Here is a 22,458-nt window from a genome sequence, read left to right as displayed (position 1 = left end):
CAGCCGACCGCGACCGCGGTGCGGCGGCCGCCGCCATCCGAGTCGAGGAGACCCCTGGTGACCACGGACGCCGTGCCCGTCCCCGAACTGGCCCCCGCGGCCGTCGAGCAGTGGCGGGCCGAGGGGGCCCCGTTGGTGGAACTGCTCGCCCGGGCGCGGCGCGGTGTCGGCGGGGTGGCCGCCTTCCGGCTCGACGGCCCGGGGCCGACGGTGCTGGTCACCGACCCGGCCGCCGTCCAGCACGTGCTGGGCCACCACCCCGACCGGTACGTGAAGCGCTCGCACCGGGCCCGGATGCTGGTCGGCGACGGTGTGCTGTCCGCCACCGGGGAGGCCTGGAAGCGCCAACGGCGCCTGCTCCAGTCCCAGTTCACCGGCCCCGGGATGCGCCGCTACGAGCAGCGGATCGCCGCCGCGGCGCGCCGCACCGCCGTGCGCTGGGAGGGGTACCGGCGCAGCGGGGAGACCTTCGACGTGGCCGAGGAGATGCGCGGCTTCGCCCTGGACACGGTGTGGCGGGCACTGACCGGGAGCGGGCTGGACGACCGGACGGACGCCGAACTGCGTGCGGTGGAACGGGTGGTGGCCGCGATGCCAACCCTGCCGACCGGTGCGGCGGACGCCCGGGACGCGGTCGCCGAGGACCTCGCCCGGATCGACGTCGTCGCCCGGGCCGCGATCGACGCGGCGCGCAGCCGGCCCGCCGCCGAGCCCGACGGTCCGGACGGTCCGGACGAGCCCGGCGTGCTCCGGGTGCTGCTGGACGCCGCCGACGAACACCCCGAGTACACCGACCGGTTGATCCGCGACGAGCTGGTCACCCTGCTGGTGGCCGGCCACGAGACCACCGCGACCACCCTCACCTGGCTGTTCCTGCTGCTCGACGGCAATCCCGGCGCACGCGGCGCCGATCCACAGGCACTGGTCGCCGAGACCCTCCGGCTGTACCCCGCGGCCTGGCTGCTCCCCCGGCACGCCCTCGAGGACGACGTGCTCGCCGGCCACCGCATCGCCGCCGGCACCGACGTGCTGGTCTGCCCGTACCTCATCCACCGCGACCCGGAGCTGTGGCCCGATCCGGAGCGTTTCGACCCCACCCGCTTCGCCCCCGGCGCCGCCCGGCCCGGCCAGGGCGCCTACCTCCCCTTCGGCCTGGGCGCCCGCGCCTGCCTGGGCACCCGGTTCGCCGTCCAGGAGACCACCGCACTGCTCGAACTCCTGCTGCCACTGGGCCGGTTGGAGTTCCGCTCCCGCCCGGCGGGCGCCGCCTACAGCATCACCGTCCGCCCCGACGGCCCGACCCCGGCCGTGCTCCGGCCGTAACCCCGCCGCCCCGGTTCACCACCCCGACGCCGCCCCGACACCGCCCCAACGCCACCCCGACACCGCGGCGATGTCCCACGGCGTCCCAGGGACGGCGGCCGCGCGGCTGCTCAGCGGCCTGGGACGCGCGGCGCCGTCCCAGGGACGCCCCGGCCCCTAGGGCGTCCGGCTCCGGGAGGCGCACGCTGGCACCACGCCGACGGATCGTCACTTCCGGTTCCGATCAAGGGACTTCACGCGATCGAGCGTGAGTCCCGCGCGGTTCCGGTCGATCCGCCCGGTGGAACGTCAAGCACCTCCACTCGATTCCAGGAGTCTGCTCATGTTCAAGAAGACCATCGCCTCCCTCGCCGTCGCCGCGGGCCTCGCCCTCGGCGCCGGCGTCGCCCTGGCCCCCGTGGCCGAGGCAGCCCCGTCCAACTGCAACGCGGGCGGCCTGTGTGTGTACTGGAGCGCCAACTACGCCGGCAGTGTTCAGACCGTCTACCAGGACAACGACGACCTGAGCATGTACACCAACTTCAACAACAGCCTCGGCGGTTCGGCGTTCAACAACGGCAACAGCTGCAACGTCGTCGTCTACGCCCAGAAGAACGCCCAGGGCCAGGGCTGGATCCTCTACCGCGGCCAGGGCTGGACCCAGATCCAGAACAACCTGCCGCAGATCCTCTCCAACCGCTGGTGCACGGCCTGACCCCGCGATGAAGACCAGGATCACCCTCGCCCTCGCGGCGGTCCTCCTGGGCCTCGGTGCCGCCGGATGCTCCTCGTCCGGCGGCACCACCCCGCCCGGGGCCGAGCCGCGCCCGTTCGACGGCGTCACCCACTACGACGAGCCGCAGCGCGTCGCCCTGCACGACGCCGAGGAGGGGCTGATCGCCGCCTGCATGCGCGGGCGCGGCTTCGAGTACCGCCCGCAGCCCCTCGGGACCGGCGACCACCGGGTGGACGCCAACCCGTACGGCCTGCTCACCACCGCCCAGGCCACCGGCGACGGCTTCGGCGTCATCAGCACGGCGCTGAACCTCAAGCCGGTCGCCGACCCCAACCGCGACCACGCCTCCGACCAGGCCTGGAAGGACGCGCTGTCGGGGACGGAGGCCCACCGGGTGACCGTCGACCTCCCCGACGGGCAGCAGTTCTTCTACAACGGCGACTCCTGCCTCAGCCGGGCCGGCGACGCCCTCTACGGCCCGGACTACTACCGGCTGTTCAACACCTTCCAGGTGCTCAGCGGCAAGGTGGTCACCGGCGTGCAGGCCGACGGCCGCTTCACCGCGGCCGAGGGCCGCTGGCGCGACTGCATGTCCGCCGCCCACCGGCCGGCTGCCCACCTCGGGGACCCGGTGGACACGATCGTCCAGCGGGTGCGGCAGGAGGGCAGCGACCCGGCCAGGACCCACGGCCTGATCGGCGACGAACTCGCCCTGGCCGAGGCCTCGGCCCGCTGCCAGTCCCAGGCCGGCCTCGCCACCGCCGTCACCCGGGCGCAGACCGATGTCGAACGGACCGTCCTGGGCTCCGACCAGCCCCTGCTGGACCGGCTCCGCGCCCTGCGCCGAGAGGCCCTGGCCCGGGCGCTCCACCCCACCGGGGCGCCCACGGCCGTCCCGTCGCGTTGAGTCCGTCCGGGAGGTCGGGCGCGCGGTGTCGTGGTGTCGGAGTGGGTCAAGTGCCGAGGAGGTCGGTCGAGACCGCCCATAGGCGCTCGGCGGCAACGGGATCGAGCGCCCATTCCTCGACGCCGTGCGGGTGTTGCGCGAGGTCGGCGTCGTTCGGCACGGTGTAGGCCTCCTGCGCGTCATCGAGGTACCTCAAGCACCAGGCCGCAACGCGGGAGTTCTACCTCGACCGCCTGAAGACCGCCATCGGACTCCTGGCGCGCTGAAGAGCCGAGGTGTGCCGCGCGTGCCCGGATTTGCCGGGGTGACAAGGCGTCAGTTCGGCACGACCGGTGTCCCACCCGGCGGACACGTCCTCAACCACCGGGTGGAGACCGGCAGTCGGCTCTCCACCCGATCACGGCCGGTCCTCCACCCTGGCTCTCCACCGCCGTCTCCACCCCGGCTCCGAGCCCGCCACGCGCCCACCGGCCTACCGTCGGGCCCATGACCGCGTTCATGCGCCGCACGGCCGCCACCGGCGGCCTGCTGCTCTCCCTCGCCCTGCTGCCGACCGCAGTGGCCCCGCCGACGGCCGAGGCCGCGCCGGCCGCCCTCTCCTGGGGCGCCTGCCCGGCGCCGACCCCCAACGCCGACGGCACCCCGTTCCCGCGCGACCCGCGCCAGCAGTGCGCGACCCTGCGCGTCCCCCGCGACTACCGCCACCCGCGCGCCGGCACCATCACGCTCACCGTCTCCCGGATCCGCACCGCCGACCCGGCCCACCGGCGCGGCGACCTCGTCGTGGTCCCCGGCGGACCGGGCGGCTCCGGCCTCGACTACCCCGGCCAGGCGGTCGGCTTCCTCCCGCCCGAGGTACTGCGCTCCTACGACCTGATCGGCTTCGACGAGCGCGGCGTCGGCAACAGCACCCCGGTGCATTGCGACCTGTCCGCCGAGGACCGCGCCGCCCGGCTCAACTACCCCTTCCCGGGCCCCGACGGCTCGATCACCGCCAACCTCGACCACGCCCGGCGCATCGCCGACGCCTGCGCGGCCGCGAGCGGCCCGTACCTGGCCGACATCACCACCGCCAACTCGGCCCGCGACCTGGACCGCATCCGGACCGCCCTGGGCGTCCGCCGGATCTCCTACCTGGGCACCTCCTACGCCACCTACCTCGGCCAGGTGTACGCGAGCCTCTTCCCCACCCGGGCCGACCACGTGGTGCTGGACAGCACCGAGGTCCCCAGCGGCGAGCAACTGGGCGTCCGGATGTTCAGCGAGGGCGCCGAGGACTCCTTCCCGGCACTGGCCCGCTACCTCGCCGACCGCGACTCCACCCTGCACCTGGGCGCCACCCCCGAGGCCGTCCGGGCCGGCTACCTCCGGCTCGCCGCCGACCTCGACCGCTCCCCGCTGGTCCTGCCCGACGGCCGGACCCTCGACGGCGTCAGCCTGCGCGCCGTCGTCTACTCCTCACTGACCGCCCCGCGCTACTACCCGCTGGCCGCCCACGTCCTCCAGCTCGCGAGCACCCGCTCCGCGCCGCCCTCGACCGGCGCCTCGCTGCCCACGGTGATCCCGGACAACTTCCTCGCCGCGCAGGACGCGGTGCTCTGCGACGACTCCGCCTGGCCGCGCGACCCCGCCGAGTACGCCGCCCGCACCGCGGCCGACCGCCGCCGCTACCCGCTCACCGACGGCATGGGCGGCAACGTCTGGCCGTGCGCCTTCTGGCACTACGCGCCGAAGGAGCCCCCGGTCCGCCCCAACCCCGCCGGCCCCCGCAACATGCTCCTGCTGCAGAACCGCTACGACCCGGCGACCCCGTACTCCGGCGCCCGGAAGACCCGCGACGCCTTCGGCCACCGCGCCGCGATGGTGACGGTCGACGCCACCGGCCACGGCGTCGACTTCGCCGACCCCCACATCCGGGACCCGTTCACCACCTTCCTCCTCACCGACCGACTGCCCGGCTGAGAACGGGCGTGGCCGCCCCCGGAACGCCGGGAGCGGCCACGCCGACAGCGGAGGTGCCGTCCGACGGAGCTCGGACGGGCCGGCGGTCAATCGGTGCGCGCGGCCGGGTTCACGGTGCAGAAGTAGACCCGGCTGTGCTGCCTGTCGAAGTAGAAGCTCCCCGTGTACCGGCCCCGCGTCACCGTCCGGTCGAACGCATCACTGTGCAGCCACGCCGACTCGGCGCCGCCCGTCTCCTCGGCGAGCGCGCTCGGGACGGGACAGCCGATCCTCTCCTCCTGCCACGTCCCGTTCCCCGTGATGGTCGCCAGCGTCCCGGGATCGATGCGGGCGATGCCGTCCAGACTCACATCGGTCGGCCCGGGAACGCCCGATCCGCCGCCCTGTCCCAGCGTCCGGCCGATCCACTTCGTCGCCGACAGCTCACCCAGCTCCGGGAACCGGCGCTTCAACGGATCGACGTCGGTGCGGACCTGCCCCGCGGTCGCGTCGGCCGCGGGAGCCTCCGACGGATTCCGCCGTTCCGCACGGTCGTCCTGACCTGGTCCGCCCGCACAGCCCGCGGCGAGCAGGGCCGCCACCGGCAGCAGAAGCAGGGTCCGGGCGCGGGCGGAACGCCCCTTCAACTGCACGCAGTCCATGGGTCCTTCATCCTCGGATGTGTCTCGGCGACCGAACGGATCGAGGGGGGCGGGCCGGGGCCGCCCCGGCCCGGGGAACCTGCCAACCGATCCGGCTACTTCCGGACGAAGGCCTCCTGCCCCGCGTCCACGCCCGTCATCTGCAGCCAGTCCTGACCATCGCGCTTGCCGTACTGGAAGAACCGCTCGCACTTCAGGTCACCGGCCACGGAGACCAGTTCGGCGACGGCGCCGGGCCCCGCATCGTCCAGCTTGCCCCGCCGCCAGCTCCCGGTGAACTTCACCGCCGTCGGAGACGCGTCCCCCCGACACATGGCCGGCAACAGGCTCACCTCACCGAGCTTGCCACCGTCCAGGAACTCGATCGACGCGACACTCGACTTCCAGGCCCCGACCACCGGCGGCGGCTGCTCCCCGGCGGCACACGACACCGACAACGGCAGCACTACGGCTAGCGCAACGCACCGGCCACCCCACACCACAGCCGGAGCCCGCACCGGACCCACCGGCCCGGTCACCAAACCCCTCCGTCGCGGTTCGCCGTCACTCGAAGTCACTCGGGCGGGCGAAGTCGTCCGAGGCGATGTACTTCCTGGCCTCGTCGAGGATGATCCCCTTGAGCTGCTCGTCCGAAGCCCCTTGGTTCCTTGCCGCAATCTTCTCACCCATTTTCCGACCGTACTCGTTGTTCACCATGTCAGAGATGTGATCGGCGTACTCGTGGCCCTCCCTGGCTCCCGGGATCTGGGTCTGCCCGGGCTGCACCTCGTACTTGAAGTTGGTGTTCTTCTTGTACTCCTTCTCCAGCTCGAACCCGTACGCCCTGCGCGCGGCCCGCTTGTCCCGCTCGATGTCCGCTGCGGACGGCACGCTGCCCACCCAGTTCCTTCCGAGGGGCAGCCCCCTGGCGATCATGAACCGCACGAACCCGGCCTCACGCGCCGGCGCCTCCTGGTTCACCTGGTCGACGATCTTCCGGTAGTTCGGGCCGTCCTGCGTGGTGTCGACCTTGGTGCCCATGGTGGAGCACTTGGCGAAGCCGGTCGCGCACTCCTCCAGCGCCATGCCGGTGGGGTCGGTCTTGTTCACCGGGTCGTTGTTGCTGTACGCGTACGCGTTCCACTGCTGCGGGTCGTCGGGCAGCAGCAGCGGGTCGGCGCTGAGGAAGCCGCCGATGCTGAGCTGGTACTGGCGGGCGCCCAGGTTGGTGAAGCCGGTGGCGTCATCCTTCAGGCCTCCGACGTAACCCTTGTCCCCGGCCCAGGAGTTGGCCGAACCGTAGCCGAGGACCGCAACGGCACCCGCTGGAGGTCGCCGACGAAGTTGCCGTCGTCGTGCACGGTCGCCCCGGCGCCCGGGTGGTTCGCGGTACCGGTCGGTCCACCGGTCGGGTGTCCGTGACGGCCCGCTGCGTCCCGGGACCACCGGCACCCGATGCCCACGCCACCGCGAGAGGGTTTGACCTTGTCACTGTGACAAGGTGTCCACTGGGGTGCAGGAGGTGGTCCCGATCAACACGCCCGACACCATCAACACGCCCGACCCGACCGTCACACCCGGTACGCCCGACGCGACCGGCACGACGGACGGATCCCTGCCGCAGGCCCGGGTGCTCGCCGCCCTGAGCGCCGAGGACTCGTCGATCCGGCTGAAGGCAGCCCTGGCGGCCGGCTCGGCCGCCGACCCCGTCCTGCTGGAGGCACTCGTCGAACGGTGCGCGGTCGAACCCGACTTCTTCGTCCGGGACATGCTGTCCTGGGCGCTGACCCGGCTCCCGCCGGCGGTCGCCCTGCCCCGGATCCGCCGGGAACTCGACTCGGCGCACGCCCAGGCCCGCAGCCAGGCCCTGCACACCCTCTCCAAGATCGGCGACCCGGCCGCCTGGGCCTGGATCACCCGCGACATGCTGCGGGACACCGACGACGAGGTCGCCCGGACGGTGTGGCGGGTCGCGGTCGCGCTCGTCCCCGAGGACGGGCGGGCGGAGCTGGCCGAGGACCTGGCGCGGCAGCTCGGCCGCGGCGACCGCTCCGTGCAGCTGAGCCTGAGCCGGGCCTTCGTGGACCTCGGCGGCGGGAGCGAGCCCGTCCTGGAGAAGGCCGCCGCGCACCCCGACCCGGCGGTGGCCGCGCACGCCCGCGCCACCCTGCTGCTCCTCGACGACCCGGAGACCGGCTTCGACGAAGCCCTCTTCGAGGCGAAGCGGGTCACCGCGCTCGGCCCGGAGCGGACCGCCGCCGCCGAGGCCGCCCGCGCGAGCGCCGGGACGGCGGCGGCCGTCGCGCCCGAGGGGGCCCCGGATTGCTGATCGGTGAGGTCGCCCGCCGCTCCGGGGTGAGCACCCGGATGCTCCGGCACTACGACGCGCTCGGGCTGGTGCGGCCCACCGGCCGCACCGTCGGCGGCTACCGCGAGTACGCCGCCGAGGACGTCCGCAGGATCTTCCACGTGGAGAGCCTGCGCTCGCTCGGGCTCTCGCTCAAGCAGATCGCCCGCGCGCTGGAGGACCCGGGCTTCACGCCGTCGGCGCTGGTCGGCGACCTGATCCGCTGGACGGAGGACCGGCTGGCCCGGGAGCAGGAGTTGCTCGGGCGGCTCCGCGCGGTGGACGCCTCGGCGCCCACCGGCTGGCAGGACGTCCTGCGCATCGTGGAACTGCTGCAAGGGCTCGACTCGACCAGCGCCGCGCGCCGCCAGCAGGCCGTCCTGACCCGGCCGGAGGACGCGCCGGCTCCGTCCGATCTGCTGGCCGGGGCCGTGCTGTCCGAGTCGGACCCCAATGTCGCGGGCGCCCTGCGCTGGGCCCTCGCCCGCGCGGGCGGCGACGGGGTCGCGACGCTGGCCGTCGGCCTGCGGTCGCCGGACGTCGACGTCCGGCGGCGCGCGGTGCGGGCGATCGCCGAGCTGCCCGAAGCCCCCGGTGCGGCGGCGGCGCTCGCGGACGCCCTCGGCGACCCGGACCCGACGGTGCGCGGTCACGCCGCACTCGCCTCGGGTCGACGCGGCGCGACCGCGGCCGTGCCCACCCTCGTCGCCATGGTGGTCGCGGGTTCCCACGACGTCGACGCGGCGGAGGTGCTGGGCACGCTCTCCCGCGCCCCGGGGTCCGCGGACCGGATCACCACCGCGCTGGTCGACGAACTGGCCGCGCACCCCGCGGACCAGGCGGTGCGGCTCCGGCTGACCCAGGCCCTCGTCGAGTTGTCGGGGCCCGCCGCGCGGACGGCCCTGCGGACCTTGGCCCGGGACGAGGACGGCACCGTCGCCCTGGTCGCCACGGGCTTCCTCGGACTCCTCGAGGAAGGCGGCGACCAGGGCGGCTCCTGAGACCCGGGGGGCGGGGCCCGCTCAGTGGCGGTGGCGGTTGTCGGGTTGGGCCGGGTCGCCCGGGTGCTCCAACCCCTCTACCAGGGTCAGGCGTTGGGACCGCTCGCAGTCGAGCCAGCGGACGAACTCGGCCCGGCGGGCGGCCTCGCGCAGGGCGGGGGTGGGGTCGGGGTTCCGCGGGACGGCCAGGGTGGCGAGCAGCATCGCCGTCCAGGGGCCCTCGGTGACCCATTCACCGGCTGGCGCGGCGCGGAGGGCCTCGGCGAGGGCCGTCGGGAGGGTGTCCGGGTCGGCCTCGAAGCTGCCGTCGGGGAGCGCAAGGTGCCAGCGGGTGGCCGGTGGGCGGGCGGTCAGGGTCCGGTAGTGGGCGAGGCCGGCCGGGGCGGGCTCGACCTCGGCGGTCACCGACTCGTACACCGCCCGGACGGCCGCGCTGCCCTCGTACGCGGCGGCGGTGATCGAGCCGAGCTCGACGGCCGCCTGCTGGTCGAGCCGGGCCGGGCCGACGGCATCGACGGTCAGGCCGCGCTCAGTGGCGACGGTCTCGCACAGGGCCTCGGTCAGCAGCACCTGGGCGACCCAGCGCACCAGTTGGCGGTCCTCCGAACTGCCCGGCTGCGGAAGGGCGGCGGCGCGCGGACCGGACCGCAGGGCGGCCAGGCGGGTGTCGAGGGCGGTGCGCGGCAGGGGGCGCCCGTCGAGCAGGCCGAGGGTCATGCCTCCACCACCAGGGCGACGGTGGGGGCGTACTGGCAGCGGCCGAACCACATCACCTTGGCGAGGGCCCAGTACGCGCCCGGGTCGGCGCTCTCCGGGACGGTGACGCCGAACTCGACGGTGGCGGTCCCGCCCGCCGGGACGTCGAAGCCCCGGACAGGGTCGGCGATCGCCTCCCAGGTGCCCCACGGGGAGACCAGTTGGAGCTCGCCGCGGATCTCGCCCCGGGTGCGGTTGGTGAGGGTGAGGCCGAGGCTCGCGCGGCCGCCGGGCGCGATCCGCAGGGTCTGCCGCGGGACGTCGACGGACAGCCCGGTGTCCCGGCCGCCGGTCGCCTTGGTGCCCTGGGTGACCGACCAGTCCTGGGGCGCGTCGCCGGGGACGGGCAGCAGGTCCGGCAGGTCGCCGACGGCGACCGTCACCACGTCCTCGATCAGCTGGCCGTCGTGCTCGATCCGGACGGCGGCGAAGTACAGGCCGGGCTCGACCCCGGCGGGCGGGGTCAGCTCGACCGGGAAGCGCAGGTGCCCGTCGGGCGCCAACCGGTACGGGCGGCTGCCCGGGCTCGCCGCCCAGCCCTCCGGTGCCAGCACCCGGGCCGTGCCCTCGACCGCCGCGTCCCGCAGCTGCGAGGACAGCGCGACCGACAGCGTCACCGGCTCCCCCGCCGTCCGCAGCAGCCCGGGCGAGGCGCCGACCGACACCGGCAGGTAGCCGAGCGGGGCCGGGCCCCGGTTGTGCAGCCAGTAGCGGGCGTGCACCGGCTGGGCGCCTTCGGCCACCGGGCCGAGCACGGGCCGGTCGGCCGGGGCGGCGGTCACCGTCGGGGTGGCGGTCACCGCCGGAACGGCGAGCAGGGTGGCGATCTGCGAACCGGCCAGGTCGAGGGCGCCGGCCGACCCGGCGAGCGGGCGTTCCAGCAGGTCGGCGGGCCGTACGGCATCCAGCCCGAGCGCCCCGCTGAGCCGCGCCGTCCGCCCGAGGCCGGTCGACTCCAGCAGCCGGACGGTGAGGTCGTCGCCGGTCGGCTCCGCCGAGCCGTGGGCGATCGGGTTCCCGGCCGGCTTGAGCGCGCCGAGCAGCACCTCGCGCTGCGGTTCGACCCGCAGCCAGGACAGCGTGCCGGGCAGCGGGCCCGGCCGGGCGGCCACCACCCGGGCGTACAGCGGGTGGTTGAACTCCTGCCCTCGCGCGGGCAGCGTCTGGGCCCGCCAGTCCCCCGCGCCGCCGACCAGGGCATAGCTGAACTCATGGGTCCAGTGCTGGAGTTGGAAGGACGCCCCGTCCGGCAGGGTGCGCCGGGGCGGGTCGATCCAGACGCCGGACGGCCAGCCGGTGCAGGAGCGCATCAGCGACAGGTGCAGCGCGCCGGTCGGGTCCACCGCGAAGCCGGGCAGGCCGAAGCTGAGCAACGCCACGGTGTGGTCGTCGAGTTCGTCCACCACGGGCTCGGGGCAGACGGCGGTGATCCGGGCGTCCGCGAGGTCCTCGACCAGGGCGGGCAGGTCGGCGACGACCAGGGCGGGCAGGGCGCGCAGGTCCCGCAGGTCCGCGTCCGGCCGCCAGACCTCGGTGAGCGGGGTCAGCGCCGGCACCCACACCGCGCCGTGCGCCTTCAGCACCGCCGCGTGATCCGCACCGGCCCGCTCGATCAGCTCCCGGGCGGCCGGGTTGACGTCCGGCCCTCCGACGACGATCCGGAAGTCCGGCAGGTTGGAGTCCACGTCCAGCCAGCCGTAGCGCGCCCAGTCCGCCCCCGAGGTGGTCGCGGTGACCCCGACCCGGGCCAGGGCGACCACCAGCGGGCGGGCGTCCGCGGCGTCGTCCACCGTCGGGACGACCACCTCGGCGACGCCGAGCGCCCGCGTGCCGGTCACCGTACCGGCCGGATCGGTCAGTACCGCCCGGGCCGTGGCGCCGAGGCCGAACCAGGTGTTGGCCGGGTTGTCCAGGGTCCACGGCGCCTCCGCCGAGTCCACGTCCGGCAGCGCGAAGCCGCGCCCGATCACCGCCCCCGCGACCTCGCTGACCGGCAACCCGCCGGGGACGTCCACCGGGAAGCGCAGCCGCAGCAGCCGGTCGGCACCGGAGTAGTCGACCACCCTGGTCCGGCAGTCGACCCGGTCCAGACCGCGCCAGAGCGTCACCGTCTGCTCGTACCGGACGCCGTCGACCGTTCCGCCGATCACCAGCCGTTCACCGAGCGGGCCGGTCTCCCGCCGCACCGCGGCCGCGGCGCCCTCGGAGCCCACCACCGGCCCGCTGGGCACCAGGTGCCAGGGGCCCTCGCCGAAGTCGGGGTGCTGCGGGTACTCCCGGTACACCCGCAGCTCGTTGCCGATCCGGCCGGTCTGGATCAACTCCCGTTCGTGCAGCAGGTCGTAGACCGAGGTCAGCCCGCCGCCGCGCGCCGGATCGGCCGTCACCCGGTACCGTCCGCCCTCGATCGTGCGGCCCTCGGCCGCCGCCCAGGCGGGGTCGGCCGTCCCCTCCGCCAACTGCCAGGTGCGCCAGCCGAGCGCGGGCACGTCCGCCGCCAGGAACCGCAGCACCCCCCGGTCGACGGCGCTCGGCACCGGTGCACCGGTGTCGTCCAGCACCCGTACCGACGGTACGCCGGGCGGGAGTTCGACCGCCACCAGGTCCGTCCGGTCGAAGGACAGCGTGTTGGTCACCACCACCGCCGAGCCGACGACGCCTGAGCTGGTGACCCCCGGGCCACCGTCCGCCGAAGGGCCCACCGTCGAGATCCGCGCCGCCAGTGCGTCCAGCGCCGCGTCCCGGACGGCCGAGGCCAGGTCGTGGGCCTCGCGCCAGCCGCCCAGCAGGTCCAGGTAGACCTGGTCCGACTCCGAGCCGGTGATCGCGTCGTGGTGGGCCCCGTAGGCGAGGTGGCGCCACACCTTGTCGAGGGCGGCCGCCGGATAGCCGCCGAGCCCGTTGACCGAGGCCAGCACGGCGAGCTTCTCGGCGTCCACCGCCGCGACCTCGCCGGCCCGTTGGGCCTGCTTGGTGTCGATGTAGGAGACGTCCTTGCCGGTGTACACCGGGTTCATGTCGCGGGTCTGCGGGCCGGGTCGCCGTCCGGTGGCGGCGAGTTCGGCCCGGACGGCGTCCAGGAAGTCGCGCGGGGTGGCGCAGACGAACCGCGGCCACAGGTACTTGGCGTTCCAGGAGCGGTGGATCGCGGTGACCCACTTGTTCGGCGGGGTGTAGTCCGTGCCCACCGGCAGCAGCAGGTTCCTGGTCGCCCCGACCGGCTTGAGCTTGCGGTACAGCTCGTACACGGCCTGCTCGGCGGCGGCCAGGTCGGGCGAGGAGTCCATCCACCAGCCGGCCGAGTAGTGGTGCGGCATGTAGTGGGTGAGCACGCCCTCCCCGCCGGGCGCGATCCACTCGAACTCGCTGGGGAACTGCATCACCCGGGCGTCGTCCTTGGCGGCGCGGAAGTTCTTCTGGATCGGGCCCCACTGGTGGAACGGGCCGCGGGCCCAGGCGCTGCCGGTGAGGCCGGCCGCGGCGAGGTGGCCGGGGAACTGCGGGTCGTGCCCGAACACGTCGAGCTGCCAGGCGGTCCGCGGGTCGCCGCCGAGGATGTCCCGCTGGTAGCCGATGCCGTAGACCAGGTTGCGGATGGTCGTCTCGGCGCCGGTCAGATTGGTGTTGGGCTCGTTGTAGGTGCCGCCGACGAGCTCGACCTGCCCGCGCTCCAGCAGCATCCGCAGGGTCTCCCGGCGCTCCGGGTGCTGGTCGAAGTACGGCTTCAGGTAGTCGACTTCGGCGAGCACGAACTTGTACACCGGGTCCCGCAGGGCGAGTTCCAGGTGGGCGTCGACCAGGGCGAAGCCGTTGCGCTCCCAGAGCGGCCGGGTGGTGGCGTCGGCGGAGAGCAGCTCCCACGGGGAGGTGTACGCGGCCTGGGTGTTCCACCAGACCGGGTCGTAGTGGAAGTGGGAGACCATGAACATCGTCCAGCCGGGCTCCGCGACCTCCACCACCCCCTCGGCTTCGCTGCCCGACACCCGCACCACGACGGGCAGTCGGGCGCCGGGCTCGGCACCGTCGAGCTCCAGCGGGACGTCGACCACCCCCGTGCCGGTCGCCTCGCCGCGGACGGTCGTGCCACCGGTGCCCGTCCCGGTGACGGTGATCCGGGCGGCCGGCCCCTCCACCGTCACCCGCAGCAACTGCCGCGGGGCGTCCTCGGGTCCGGCGAACAGGTCGGTGCTCTCCACGGCGGTGATGATGCTGACCGGCACGGGGGTTGGTCCTCTCAGTCGGGAGGTCTGGGCCTGGGCCGCAGGACGGGCCTCAGCGGCCCCAGGCCTCGAACTCGTAGATGCGGGCGGCCGGATCGGTGTTCTGGGTGGGCTTGGTGATCACCAGCCGGACGTAGCGGGCGGTGGTGTCCACCGAATGGCTGGTGGTGCCCGCCGTGTTGCCGGTGACGTTCGCGACCGTCGTCCACGGATCGGTGTTCTTCGAGCGGACCTGGATCGAGAAGTCCCGGGTGTTGTACGCGGCGCTCTCGCCACCCGCCTGGGCGTGCTTGACCACGAACCTGTCCAGCTTCTTCGCCGAACCGAGGTCCACCTCCAGCCACTTGGCGGCCGTCAGGGTGCACCACTTGTCGCCGGTGCCGCCGCTGACGCTGCCGTTGACGGCCTTGGCCGGGCCCTCGTCGGCGTTGCACTGCCCGGAGGCGGTGGCCGGCCGGTTGAGCGCCAGGTCGGTCGAGCCCGACGGCGGGGTGCCGTTCCAACCGACCACCGTGGAGGCGACGTCCGAGCGCCCGTAGGTGGTGGACACCGCCTCGACGTCCAGCGTCGTGGCGGTCTCCGTGCCGGCCCGGTCCAGCCGCCCGACGAAGTAGGCGTCGTTGGGGGTGGCCCCCAGGAAGGTCCGGCTGCCGTCCGGGTTGCGCCGGTACACCTCGTAGTGGTGGACGTTGCCACCGGGTGCGGCCGTCCAGGAGAGCCGCAGCGACTGGCTGCTGCCCGCCGTGACATCGCTGGCGCCGAGCACGGTCAGCCCGCTCGGTGCCGCCGGGGTCTCCACCGAGCCGTCATAGAGCGCGACTTGGCCGACCCGCAGGTCGTAGGACGGCACCGTGCCCGAGGAGCCGTCGACCTGGAGGGCGAGTTGGGAGACGGTCCGCCCCGCGAACCCGGAGAGGTCCAGGGTGTGCCGCTCCCAGCCGGTCCCGGAGTTGTCCCCGACGTCCACGGTGGTGAAGCTGCCCGGGCTGTCGGTGAAGGAGACCGCGGCCTTGAGCCTGGTCGGGCCGGCCGACGGGGTCTTCACCACCAGGTCCAGCTTGGTGGTCGCGGCGACCGGCACGCTGGTCTGGTACAGCCGGACGGTGTTGACGGCGTCCAGGGTGCCGGTGAGCCGCAGCGAGGAGCCGCCCTGGTAGGCGTCGGTGAAGTCGACGGACGGGGTGAGCCTGCTGCCCGTGGAGTCGACCACCCAGCGGTAGGTCGGCGGGACGTCCTGGAGCGAGAGGTTGTTCCAGCCGCCGGTGGCGACCCGGGTGCCGGCCACGTTGTAGAAGTCGCCCTGGCCGGCGTCGAAGTTGGTGACGAAGGGCTTGGCGGTGATCGGCGAGGACTCGGCGACGTAGCCGGCCAGGCCGGGCCAGCCGGCCGAGAGGTCGGTGTTCGACGGGTCGTTGTTGGCGCCGACCCAGTAGCGGGCGTCCTTGGCGTAGAAGTCGGCCCGGTCGGTGGCGGACTTCCAGGTCCACTCGGGGCGGTAGAGCCCGAGCGAGGTGGTGTGCGGCTGCCCGGACGGGAACAGCGTGTTCCAGTCGACGGAGGTGTTGTAGCCGTTCGCCTCGGTGTCGATGCCGGAGTACAACTCGTACTCGCTGCGGCCGAGTTGGCGGGCCAGCCGACGGGAGGAGTCGAGGCCGTCGGGTGTCCAGCCGAAGTTGAGGAACATCGAGTCGGCGGTGCGCTTCGAACCGTCCTGGAGGAAGGGCGAGTTGGCGGAGGTGAGGGCGTTCTGCCAGTCGACCGCGCCCGAACTGGTCATCGCGTCGTACCACATGAACTCGGTGCCGCTCTGCGCCTTGGTGTACTGCATCAGCTTGCGCAGGTCGGTCGCCAGGGCAGCGTCGCCGCCGCCGGTCTCCTGGTTGATGAACCAGCCGTCGAAGCCGTAGTACCGGGCGGCCTGGGCCATCTTGTCGGCGACCGGGTAGCGGTCGCCGGACTTCTGCACGAAGTCGCGCACCCACTGGAGCTTCCCGCCGTACGCGGCCGGCGGGAAGAAGACCGTCCCGTAGACCTTGACGCCGTTGCGGTGGGCGGCGTCGATCACGGTCGGGTTGGGCGCCAGGATCAGACCCTCGCCGGCCGAGCCGCCCCAGAACACCAGCTTGTCGACGTACTGCCAGTAGCCGAAGGCGTAGTAGTTGGGGTCGGTGGAGCCCTGGGAGGGGTTGTTGGAGGTGGGGCCGAAGGAGACCAGGGAGGCGATCTTCCCTTCGCCCGCACGGGCGTTGGGGTTGGCGGCCAGCGCCGGATCGCTGGTGCGGGGCTGGAGCGGGACGCGGGAGCGGTTGAACCGGGCGTCCGGGTCGGTGGCCGGGTCCCAGTTGAGGATCGTGCCGGGGTACCAGTACGAGGCGAAGGGCTGGTTCCCGGTGCCCGCGGCGGTGGTGGCGGCCGGGGCCGCGGGGGCGGTCGAGGGTGCGGCGGCGGCACCGGGCGGGGGCAGGGCGCCGAGCGCGGCGGTCGCGAGCGCGGCGCTGAGCAGCAGGGGGAGGCGTCGTGACATGCGGTGGCTCCGATCGAGCGGAGTGGGTGGGGGCGGGCCCGCCGTCGCGGACGGGGGCCCGGATGCATGCGGGCGTGCCGGTTCGAACTGGACGGATCGACGGGGACGCAACGAGCGGGCGGCCGGGGCCGCAGTGCGCGCCCGACCCGGGCCCCACTCGGCGCAGCGAGGCTAAACCGGTTCAGAACCGCTGTCAACGACTCGCGCAGCAATCACCCCGGCGGGGGCCCGGCCGCCGGTCGGCCCGCCGCCCGGCGGCGAGGTGGACTCCCGCACGGTCAGCCGGGGCGTCGGCATCTGGAGGTCCCGTCCGGGCCCCGGCCCGTCCAGTGCCGCCAGCAGGCTGCGGGCGACCTGCTCGCCGAGCGCGAAGGTGTCCCGGCTGAGCGCGGTGAGCGGCGGGTGGACGATCCGGGCGAGCACCGAGTCGTCGAAGGAGACGATGGACAGCTCCCCGGGCACCGCGACGCCCATCTCCCCCGCCACCCCGAGCCCGGCGACGGCCATCACGTCGCTGTCGTAGACGATCGCGGTGGGCCGCCCGGCCCGGGAGAGCAGGGTCCGGGTCGCGGCCGCGCCCTCGGCGTCGCTGAAGTCGGTGGGCACCGACACCGCCTCCTCCAGCCCGAGCCGGCGCGCGGCGTCGCGCAGCGCGCGGATCCGGCGCTGGGTGTGCTGGAAGTGCGGCAGCCCGGCGAGGTGGGCGATCCGGCGGTGTCCGATGGCGGCCAGGTAGTCGACGATGGAGAGCATCGCCTCCCGGTCGTCGGCCCAGATCCGCAGTTGGTTGCCGCCCTTGCCCGGTCCGCCGAGGACGACGGCGGGCAGTCCGAGCCCGTCCAGCACGGGCAGCCGCGGGTCCTTGACCTGGAGGTCGACCACGATGAACCCGTCCACCCGGTGCTCGGAGGCCCAGCGCCGGTAGACCTCCATCTCGGCGGCGGTGTCCTCGACCACCATCAGGTGCAGGGCGATCGAGCTGGCGGAGAGCACGGCCTGGAGGCCGGAGAGCAGTTGGCTGAAGAAGGGCTCGACGCCGATGGTGCGGGCCGGGCGGGCGATCACCAGCCCGACGGCGTCGGCCCGGGCTCCGCCGAGAGCTCGCGCGGCGCTGTGCGGGCGCCAGTTCATCTCCTCGGCGACCCGCAGGATCCGGTTCCGGGTCGCCTCGCTGACGCCCGGGCGGCCGTTGAGCGCGAAGGACACCGCGCCCTTGGACACCCCGGCCTGGCGCGCGATGTCGGCGATCGTCGGTCTACCCACGAACGCGCTCCTCTCTTGACATTCCAGTTTAGGCGGGAGCATAGTCCCTGCCAGAGCTAGACCGGTTTAGTACGTCAGGTTTTGACCCGCGGATCCCGCCCCGAAACCCGACACCCCCCGACGTGCGCGCGATCCCCCACCCACCCCCAGGACCGGGAGACCCTCATGCGAAGAATCTGGGCGGCAGTGACGACGACGGCCCTCGCCGCGGCGGCCCTCACCGGCTGCGGACTCGGCTCCGGCGACACCAAGAACGGCGACAGTGTGGCGAGTGCGGCCGCCACCGGCGAGGTCAAGGGCAAGGTCTCGATCCAGACCTGGTCCCTGAAGCCGAAGTTCACCGACTACATGCAGAACGTGATCGACGGCTTCAAGAAGAAGTACCCCGGCGTCGAGGTGGAGTGGCTGGACCAGCCCGGCGAGGGCTACTCCGACAAGGTGCTCAGCCAGGCCGCCGCCGGCACCCTGCCCGACGTGGTGAACCTCCCGCCGGACTTCGCCTTCCCGCTCGCCCGCAAGGACGTCCTGCTGGACGTGGCCAAGGCCGACCCCAAGCTCGCCGAGGAGTACGTCGAGGGCGGCGTCGAGGCCTACCGCTACCACGGCTACCAGGGCACCTTCGGCTATCCGTGGTACCTCAACACCGATGTGAACTACTGGAGTTCCGACCTCCTCTCGAAGAACGGCCTGAACCCGGCCAAGCCCCCGGCCGATCTCGACGAACTCATCGCCCAGGCCCGGGTGATGAAGGAGAAGTCCGGCGGCCAGGCCTATCTGATGAGCCGCAAGCCCGGCCTCGGCGACCTCTACAACATCGGCGTGAAGATCATGGCCGACGACGGCAAGTCCTTCACCTTCAACACCCCCGAGGCCGCCGCGCTGCTCGACAAGTACCGGGACGCCTTCAAGGAGGGCCTGATGCCGAACGGGGTGCTCACCGACACCTACGCCGGCAACTCCAAGCTCTTCAGCGCCGGCACCGCGGCCTGGACCACCGGCGGCGGCAACTTCATCACCAGCCTCGCCACCGACAACCCCACCCTCGCGCCGAAGGTCGTCCCCTCCGCCGCGATGGGCACCCCGCCGCTGTACGTCCAGGGCCTGTCCATCCCCAAGAACACCAAGAACCCGGCCGCCGCCGTCGCCCTCGCCCGCTGGGTCACCAGCCCCGAGAACCAGGCCGCCTTCGCCCACCTGACCAGCGTCTTCCCGTCCACCAAGGCCTCCGCGAACGATCCGTTCTTCAGCAAGAGCGACGGCACCAACGCGGGCGACGCCAAGGTGATCGCCTTCACCTCGCTGGCCAAGGCCAAGCTGATCCAGCCGGTCGAGGTGGACGACGCGATGGGCACCGTCGTCAAGCAGCAGTTCGCGCTCGCCATCAGCGGCCAGACCAGCTCCAAGCAGGCCCTGGACACCGCCGTGGAGCAGTGCGACAAGCTCCTCAAGGGCTGACACCCGGCGACTCCCCGCGCCCCGGCGCTCCCGCCACCCAGGCCAACCCGGCCGCCCGGGCCGGCCCGGCCGCCCAGGCCAACCCGGCGGCCCAGGCCGGCCCGGCCACTCAGGCAGCCCCGGTCGCCCCGGCCACCCCGGAACACACCCGGCCACCCCGGCCACACCCGTACCGGCACGGCGGCGGGCCCCCACCCGCCGCCCACCGGGAGTGCGACGCACACCCCCGGGCCCCCGCAGGGCCCAGCCCCAGGAAGGCACCCGCATGACCCATCGGCGCTGGTTCACCCCCTGGCTGCTCGCCGGCCCCGCGATCCTCTGGCTGGCCGTGTTCAACCTCTGGCCGGCCGTCAACACCGTGATCCTCTCCTTCACCAACGCCAAGCCGATCGGCGGCGGGCACTTCACCGGCCTGGAGAACTACGGCCGGCTGCTCGACGACGCCCAGCTCGCCGACGCGCTGCTCAACAGCATCGTCTTCATGCTGGTCTGCCTCCCGCTGCTGACCTTCCTGCCGCTGCTGCTGGCGCTGCTGGTCCAGCGCCGCATCCCCGGCATCACCTTCTTCCGCACCGCCTTCTACACCCCGGTGATCGCCTCCGCCGTCGTGGTGGCGCTGATCTGGGGCTGGGTGCTGGACGACCGCGGCCTGGTCAACGGCGTGCTCCAGCAGACCGGCCTGGCCGACTCCCCGGTCTCCTTCCTCACCGACCGCTGGCTGCTGCTGTTCAGCGCGATCGCCCTGACCGTCTGGAAGGGCCTCGGCTACTACATGGTCATCTACCTGTCCGCCCTCGCCAACGTCCCGCACGAGCTGCACGAGGCCGCCGCCGTGGACGGCGCGAGCCCGCTGCGCCGCTTCTGGCACGTCACCCTGCCCGGGGTGCGCCCGACCATGGTGCTGATCTCCGCGCTCATCTCGGTGAGTTCGCTGCGCGTCTTCTCCGAGCTGTACGTACTCTCCAACGGGCAGGGCGGCCCCGGCGGCCGCGACATGTCGGTGGTGATGCTGATCCAGATGTACAGCCGCGGCTTCAACGGCCACCTGGGCTACGCCTCGGCGCTCAGCCTGCTGCTGTTCGTCATCACCCTCGGTCCGATGCTGTTCCTGATGCGGCTGAACCGGAAGGCGGCCTGACCCGTGACCACCCTCCGCCCCGCGCCCGCCCGCGGCTCCGACGCCCGCCCGCGCCGCGCCGCCACCCCGTCCCGCGGCTTCAACACCCCGACCCGCGCGCAGACCGCCGCCCGCTACCTGCTCCTGCTGCTCGTCCTGCTGCTGGTCGTCGGCCCCTTCCTCTGGCAGCTGTCCACCTCCCTCAAGGGCCCCACCGAGGACGTCTACACCCGCACCCCGACCTTCCTGCCCGAGCAGCCCACCCTCGGCAACTACGGCAAGGTCGCCGACACCATCCCGGTGTGGACGTACGCCCTCAACTCGCTGCTCGTCGCCGCCGTCTGCATCGCCGGCAACGTGGTCGGCTGCACCCTGGCCGGCTACGCCCTGGCCCGGCTGCGGTTCCGCGGCGCCAAACTGGTGCTCGGCCTGTTCCTGGCGACGCTGGTGCTGCCCGGCGAGGTCACCATCGTCTCCCAGTACGTGCTGGTGCGCGGCCTCGGCCTGGCCGACAGCCTGGTCGGCGTCGCCCTGCCCGGGGCGATCGCGATGCTCAACGTGCTGCTGATGCGCACCGCCTTCGCCGCCGTGCCGGTCGAGCTCGACCAGGCCGCGCTGGTGGACGGCGCCAATGTCTGGCAGCGGCTCTGGCACATCGGCCTGCCGAACGTGCGCGGCATGCTCAGCGTGATCGTCATCTTCACCTTCATCGGCGCCTGGGACGACTTCCTCTGGCCGCTGATCGTGCTCAACGACCCGCAGAAGTACACCCTGACCGTCGGGCTCCAGTACCTCAACGGCACCTTCTCCGCCAACCCCCGGCTGATCGCCGCCGGCACCATGATCGCCTTCCTGCCGATCGTCGTGGTGTTCGCCGTCTGCCAGCGCTTCTTCTTCAAGGGCGTCGAGGAGGGAGCCGTCAAGGGATAGGCCCACGTCCCGTCCGCACCGACCGAGTTGAGGAAGCCCCCCGTGACCGTCACCCCGCAGGCCCCGCGCTTCGGCGTCAACTACACCCCCAGCAACGGCTGGTTCCACCACTGGCTCGACTTCGACCTCGACGCCGTGCGCGCCGACTTCGACTCCATCGCCGCCCTCGGCCTGGACCACGTCCGGGTCTTCCCGCTCTGGCCGCTGTTCCAGCCCAACCGCACCCTGATCCGCCCGCGCGCCGTCGAGCAGCTCACGGCCCTGGTGGACGCGGCCGGCGAGCGCGGGCTGGACGTCGCGGTGGACGGCCTCCAGGGCCACCTGTCCAGCTTCGACTTCCTGCCCTCCTGGACCCGGACCTGGCACCGGCGCAACCTGTTCACCGACCCCGAGGTCCTCGACGGCCAGGCCGCCTACCTGCGCACTCTCGCCGGGGCGCTCAGCGGGCGGCCGAACTTCCTCGGGATGACCCTCGGCAACGAGATCAACCAGTTCTCCGGCGCCCCGCACCCCGACCCGGACCGCGCCACCCCCGCCGAGGCGGAGTCCTGGCTGCGCCGGATGCTCGCCGCCTGCGAACAGGGCGCCCCCGGGCGGCTGCACCTGCACGCCTCCTACGACGCGGCCTGGTACCTGGACGACCACCCGTTCACCCCCTGGCACTCGGCCCGCCTCGGCGGCGCCACCGCCGTGCACTCCTGGGTGTTCAACGGCACCGCCCAGCGCTACGGCGCCCACTCCACCGCCACCGCCCAGCACGCCGCCTACCTGGTCGAACTGTCCAAGGCCTGGGCCGGGGACCCGACCCGCCCGGTCTGGCTGCAGGAGGTCGGCGCACCCGCCCCGCACATCACCGCCGAGGACGCCGCCCGCTTCACCGGCGCCACCGTCGAGGCCGTGCTGGACTGCCCGGAGCTGTGGGGCGTCACCTGGTGGTGCTCGCACGACGTGGACCGCTCGCTCGCCGACTTCCCCGAACTGGAGTACAGCCTGGGCCTGTTGACCACCGACCGGGTGGTCAAACCGGCCGGCGCCCGGCTCGCCGAGGCGGCCGCCGAGGCCCGCCGGAGCTGGCAGCCGCCCAAGCCGCGCAGCACCGCCGTGGTGGTCGCCACCGGCGACGAGGTCACCTCCCCCCGGCGCGCGGTCTGCGCGCCCGGCGGCCCGGTGTACGAGGCCTTCATGCGCCTCGCCGAGGACGGCGCCCGGCCGACCGCGGTGCTCGCCGAGCGCGCCGCCGACCCGGCCCACCTGGCCGCGCGCGGCATCACCGAGCTGGTCCACCCCGCCGACGTACCGTCCCTGTAACCGCCCAGCA

At 73.5% G+C, this 22,458-nt stretch carries 17 protein-coding genes and 1 pseudogene; 10 read left to right on the top strand and 8 right to left on the bottom strand.

Going from position 1 to position 22,458, the window contains the following annotated elements; translation table 11 throughout:
- Positions 1 to 57 precede the first annotated feature (57 nt).
- From AB0O91_RS34245 to AB0O91_RS34235, 3 genes are all read left to right on the top strand, one after another.
- On the top strand, positions 58 to 1,323 hold the full coding sequence (locus tag AB0O91_RS34245) for a cytochrome P450 (RefSeq protein WP_363441614.1): 1,266 nt from the start codon (positions 58 to 60) through the stop codon (positions 1,321 to 1,323).
- A gap of 322 nt (positions 1,324 to 1,645) precedes the next feature.
- Complete coding sequence (locus AB0O91_RS34240; protein WP_363441612.1) at positions 1,646 to 2,017, top strand: peptidase inhibitor family I36 protein; 372 nt, start codon at positions 1,646 to 1,648, stop codon at positions 2,015 to 2,017.
- A 7-nt stretch (positions 2,018 to 2,024) separates the two neighbouring features.
- Entirely contained in the window at positions 2,025 to 2,945 is a 921-nt protein-coding gene (locus tag AB0O91_RS34235) for a hypothetical protein (protein ID WP_363441611.1), read from the top strand.
- A 46-nt stretch (positions 2,946 to 2,991) separates the two neighbouring features.
- Here the strand turns inward: AB0O91_RS34235 and AB0O91_RS34230 are convergent.
- Positions 2,992 to 3,135, bottom strand: a pseudogene (locus AB0O91_RS34230) (oxidoreductase); the annotation flags it as partial.
- Between the two features lie 296 nt (positions 3,136 to 3,431).
- On the opposite strand from AB0O91_RS34230, the gene AB0O91_RS34225 reads away from it, so the two are divergent.
- Positions 3,432 to 4,907 (top strand): alpha/beta hydrolase, encoded by a 1,476-nt coding sequence (locus AB0O91_RS34225; RefSeq protein WP_363441610.1) that lies wholly within the window; start codon positions 3,432 to 3,434, stop codon positions 4,905 to 4,907.
- 86 nt (positions 4,908 to 4,993) lie between these two features.
- Here AB0O91_RS34225 and AB0O91_RS34220 read toward each other — a convergent pair whose 3' ends face one another.
- The 3 genes from AB0O91_RS34220 to AB0O91_RS34210 all read right to left on the bottom strand — a co-directional run bounded on the left by AB0O91_RS34220 (position 4,994) and on the right by AB0O91_RS34210 (position 6,973).
- Positions 4,994 to 5,548 (bottom strand): hypothetical protein, encoded by a 555-nt coding sequence (locus AB0O91_RS34220; RefSeq protein ID WP_363441608.1) that lies wholly within the window; start codon positions 5,546 to 5,548, stop codon positions 4,994 to 4,996.
- A 95-nt stretch (positions 5,549 to 5,643) separates the two neighbouring features.
- The gene (locus AB0O91_RS34215) at positions 5,644 to 5,985 is read right to left on the bottom strand and encodes a hypothetical protein (RefSeq protein ID WP_363441606.1); all 342 of its coding nucleotides are present in this window, start codon (positions 5,983 to 5,985) and stop codon (positions 5,644 to 5,646) included.
- Between the two features lie 106 nt (positions 5,986 to 6,091).
- The gene (locus AB0O91_RS34210) at positions 6,092 to 6,973 is read right to left on the bottom strand and encodes an RHS repeat-associated core domain-containing protein (RefSeq protein WP_363441604.1); all 882 of its coding nucleotides are present in this window, start codon (positions 6,971 to 6,973) and stop codon (positions 6,092 to 6,094) included.
- A 184-nt stretch (positions 6,974 to 7,157) separates the two neighbouring features.
- On the opposite strand from AB0O91_RS34210, the gene AB0O91_RS34205 reads away from it, so the two are divergent.
- Both AB0O91_RS34205 and AB0O91_RS34200 read left to right on the top strand, forming a co-directional pair.
- Positions 7,158 to 7,856 (top strand): HEAT repeat domain-containing protein, encoded by a 699-nt coding sequence (locus tag AB0O91_RS34205; RefSeq protein ID WP_363441620.1) that lies wholly within the window; start codon positions 7,158 to 7,160, stop codon positions 7,854 to 7,856.
- Positions 7,850 to 8,875 carry a HEAT repeat domain-containing protein gene (locus tag AB0O91_RS34200; protein WP_363441602.1) on the top strand — a complete coding sequence of 342 codons (1,026 nt, stop codon included), beginning with the start codon at positions 7,850 to 7,852 and terminating at the stop codon, positions 8,873 to 8,875. The genes AB0O91_RS34205 and AB0O91_RS34200 overlap by 7 nt, the downstream gene beginning before the upstream one ends.
- A gap of 21 nt (positions 8,876 to 8,896) precedes the next feature.
- Here the strand turns inward: AB0O91_RS34200 and AB0O91_RS34195 are convergent, their stop codons facing one another.
- The 4 genes from AB0O91_RS34195 to AB0O91_RS34180 all read right to left on the bottom strand — a co-directional run bounded on the left by AB0O91_RS34195 (position 8,897) and on the right by AB0O91_RS34180 (position 17,638).
- Entirely contained in the window at positions 8,897 to 9,592 is a 696-nt protein-coding gene (locus AB0O91_RS34195; protein ID WP_363441599.1) for a hypothetical protein, read from the bottom strand.
- The gene (locus tag AB0O91_RS34190) at positions 9,589 to 13,851 is read right to left on the bottom strand and encodes an NEW3 domain-containing protein (protein ID WP_363441597.1); all 4,263 of its coding nucleotides are present in this window, start codon (positions 13,849 to 13,851) and stop codon (positions 9,589 to 9,591) included. Before AB0O91_RS34190 ends, AB0O91_RS34195 begins: the two co-directional genes overlap by 4 nt.
- Before the next feature lie 52 nt (positions 13,852 to 13,903).
- Positions 13,904 to 16,375 carry a discoidin domain-containing protein gene (locus AB0O91_RS34185; RefSeq protein ID WP_363441595.1) on the bottom strand — a complete coding sequence of 824 codons (2,472 nt, stop codon included), beginning with the start codon at positions 16,373 to 16,375 and terminating at the stop codon, positions 13,904 to 13,906.
- Positions 16,376 to 16,546: 171 nt separating this feature from the next.
- Positions 16,547 to 17,638, bottom strand: a complete 1,092-nt coding sequence (locus tag AB0O91_RS34180; protein WP_363441593.1) for a LacI family DNA-binding transcriptional regulator — start codon at positions 17,636 to 17,638, stop codon at positions 16,547 to 16,549.
- A gap of 165 nt (positions 17,639 to 17,803) precedes the next feature.
- Here AB0O91_RS34180 and AB0O91_RS34175 point away from each other — a divergent pair, with 165 nt between their 5' ends.
- The 4 genes from AB0O91_RS34175 (at position 17,804) to AB0O91_RS34160 (ending at position 22,448) form a co-directional block, all read left to right on the top strand.
- A complete protein-coding gene (locus tag AB0O91_RS34175; protein ID WP_363441591.1) occupies positions 17,804 to 19,093 on the top strand; it encodes a sugar ABC transporter substrate-binding protein in 1,290 nt (429 codons plus the stop codon).
- 265 nt (positions 19,094 to 19,358) lie between these two features.
- Complete coding sequence (locus AB0O91_RS34170) at positions 19,359 to 20,231, top strand: sugar ABC transporter permease (RefSeq protein ID WP_363441589.1); 873 nt, start codon at positions 19,359 to 19,361, stop codon at positions 20,229 to 20,231.
- A gap of 3 nt (positions 20,232 to 20,234) precedes the next feature.
- On the top strand, positions 20,235 to 21,140 hold the full coding sequence (locus tag AB0O91_RS34165; protein ID WP_363441587.1) for a carbohydrate ABC transporter permease: 906 nt from the start codon (positions 20,235 to 20,237) through the stop codon (positions 21,138 to 21,140).
- 42 nt (positions 21,141 to 21,182) lie between these two features.
- Positions 21,183 to 22,448 carry a glycosyl hydrolase gene (locus AB0O91_RS34160; protein WP_363441585.1) on the top strand — a complete coding sequence of 422 codons (1,266 nt, stop codon included), beginning with the start codon at positions 21,183 to 21,185 and terminating at the stop codon, positions 22,446 to 22,448.
- Positions 22,449 to 22,458 lie beyond the last annotated feature (10 nt).

This window comes from Kitasatospora sp. NPDC089797 (assembly GCF_040684795.1).
Taxonomy (GTDB): Bacteria; Actinomycetota; Actinomycetes; order Streptomycetales; family Streptomycetaceae; genus Kitasatospora.
The sequence above is the reverse complement of the archived record's forward strand: the minus strand, read 5'-3'. Positions and strand labels throughout refer to the sequence as shown.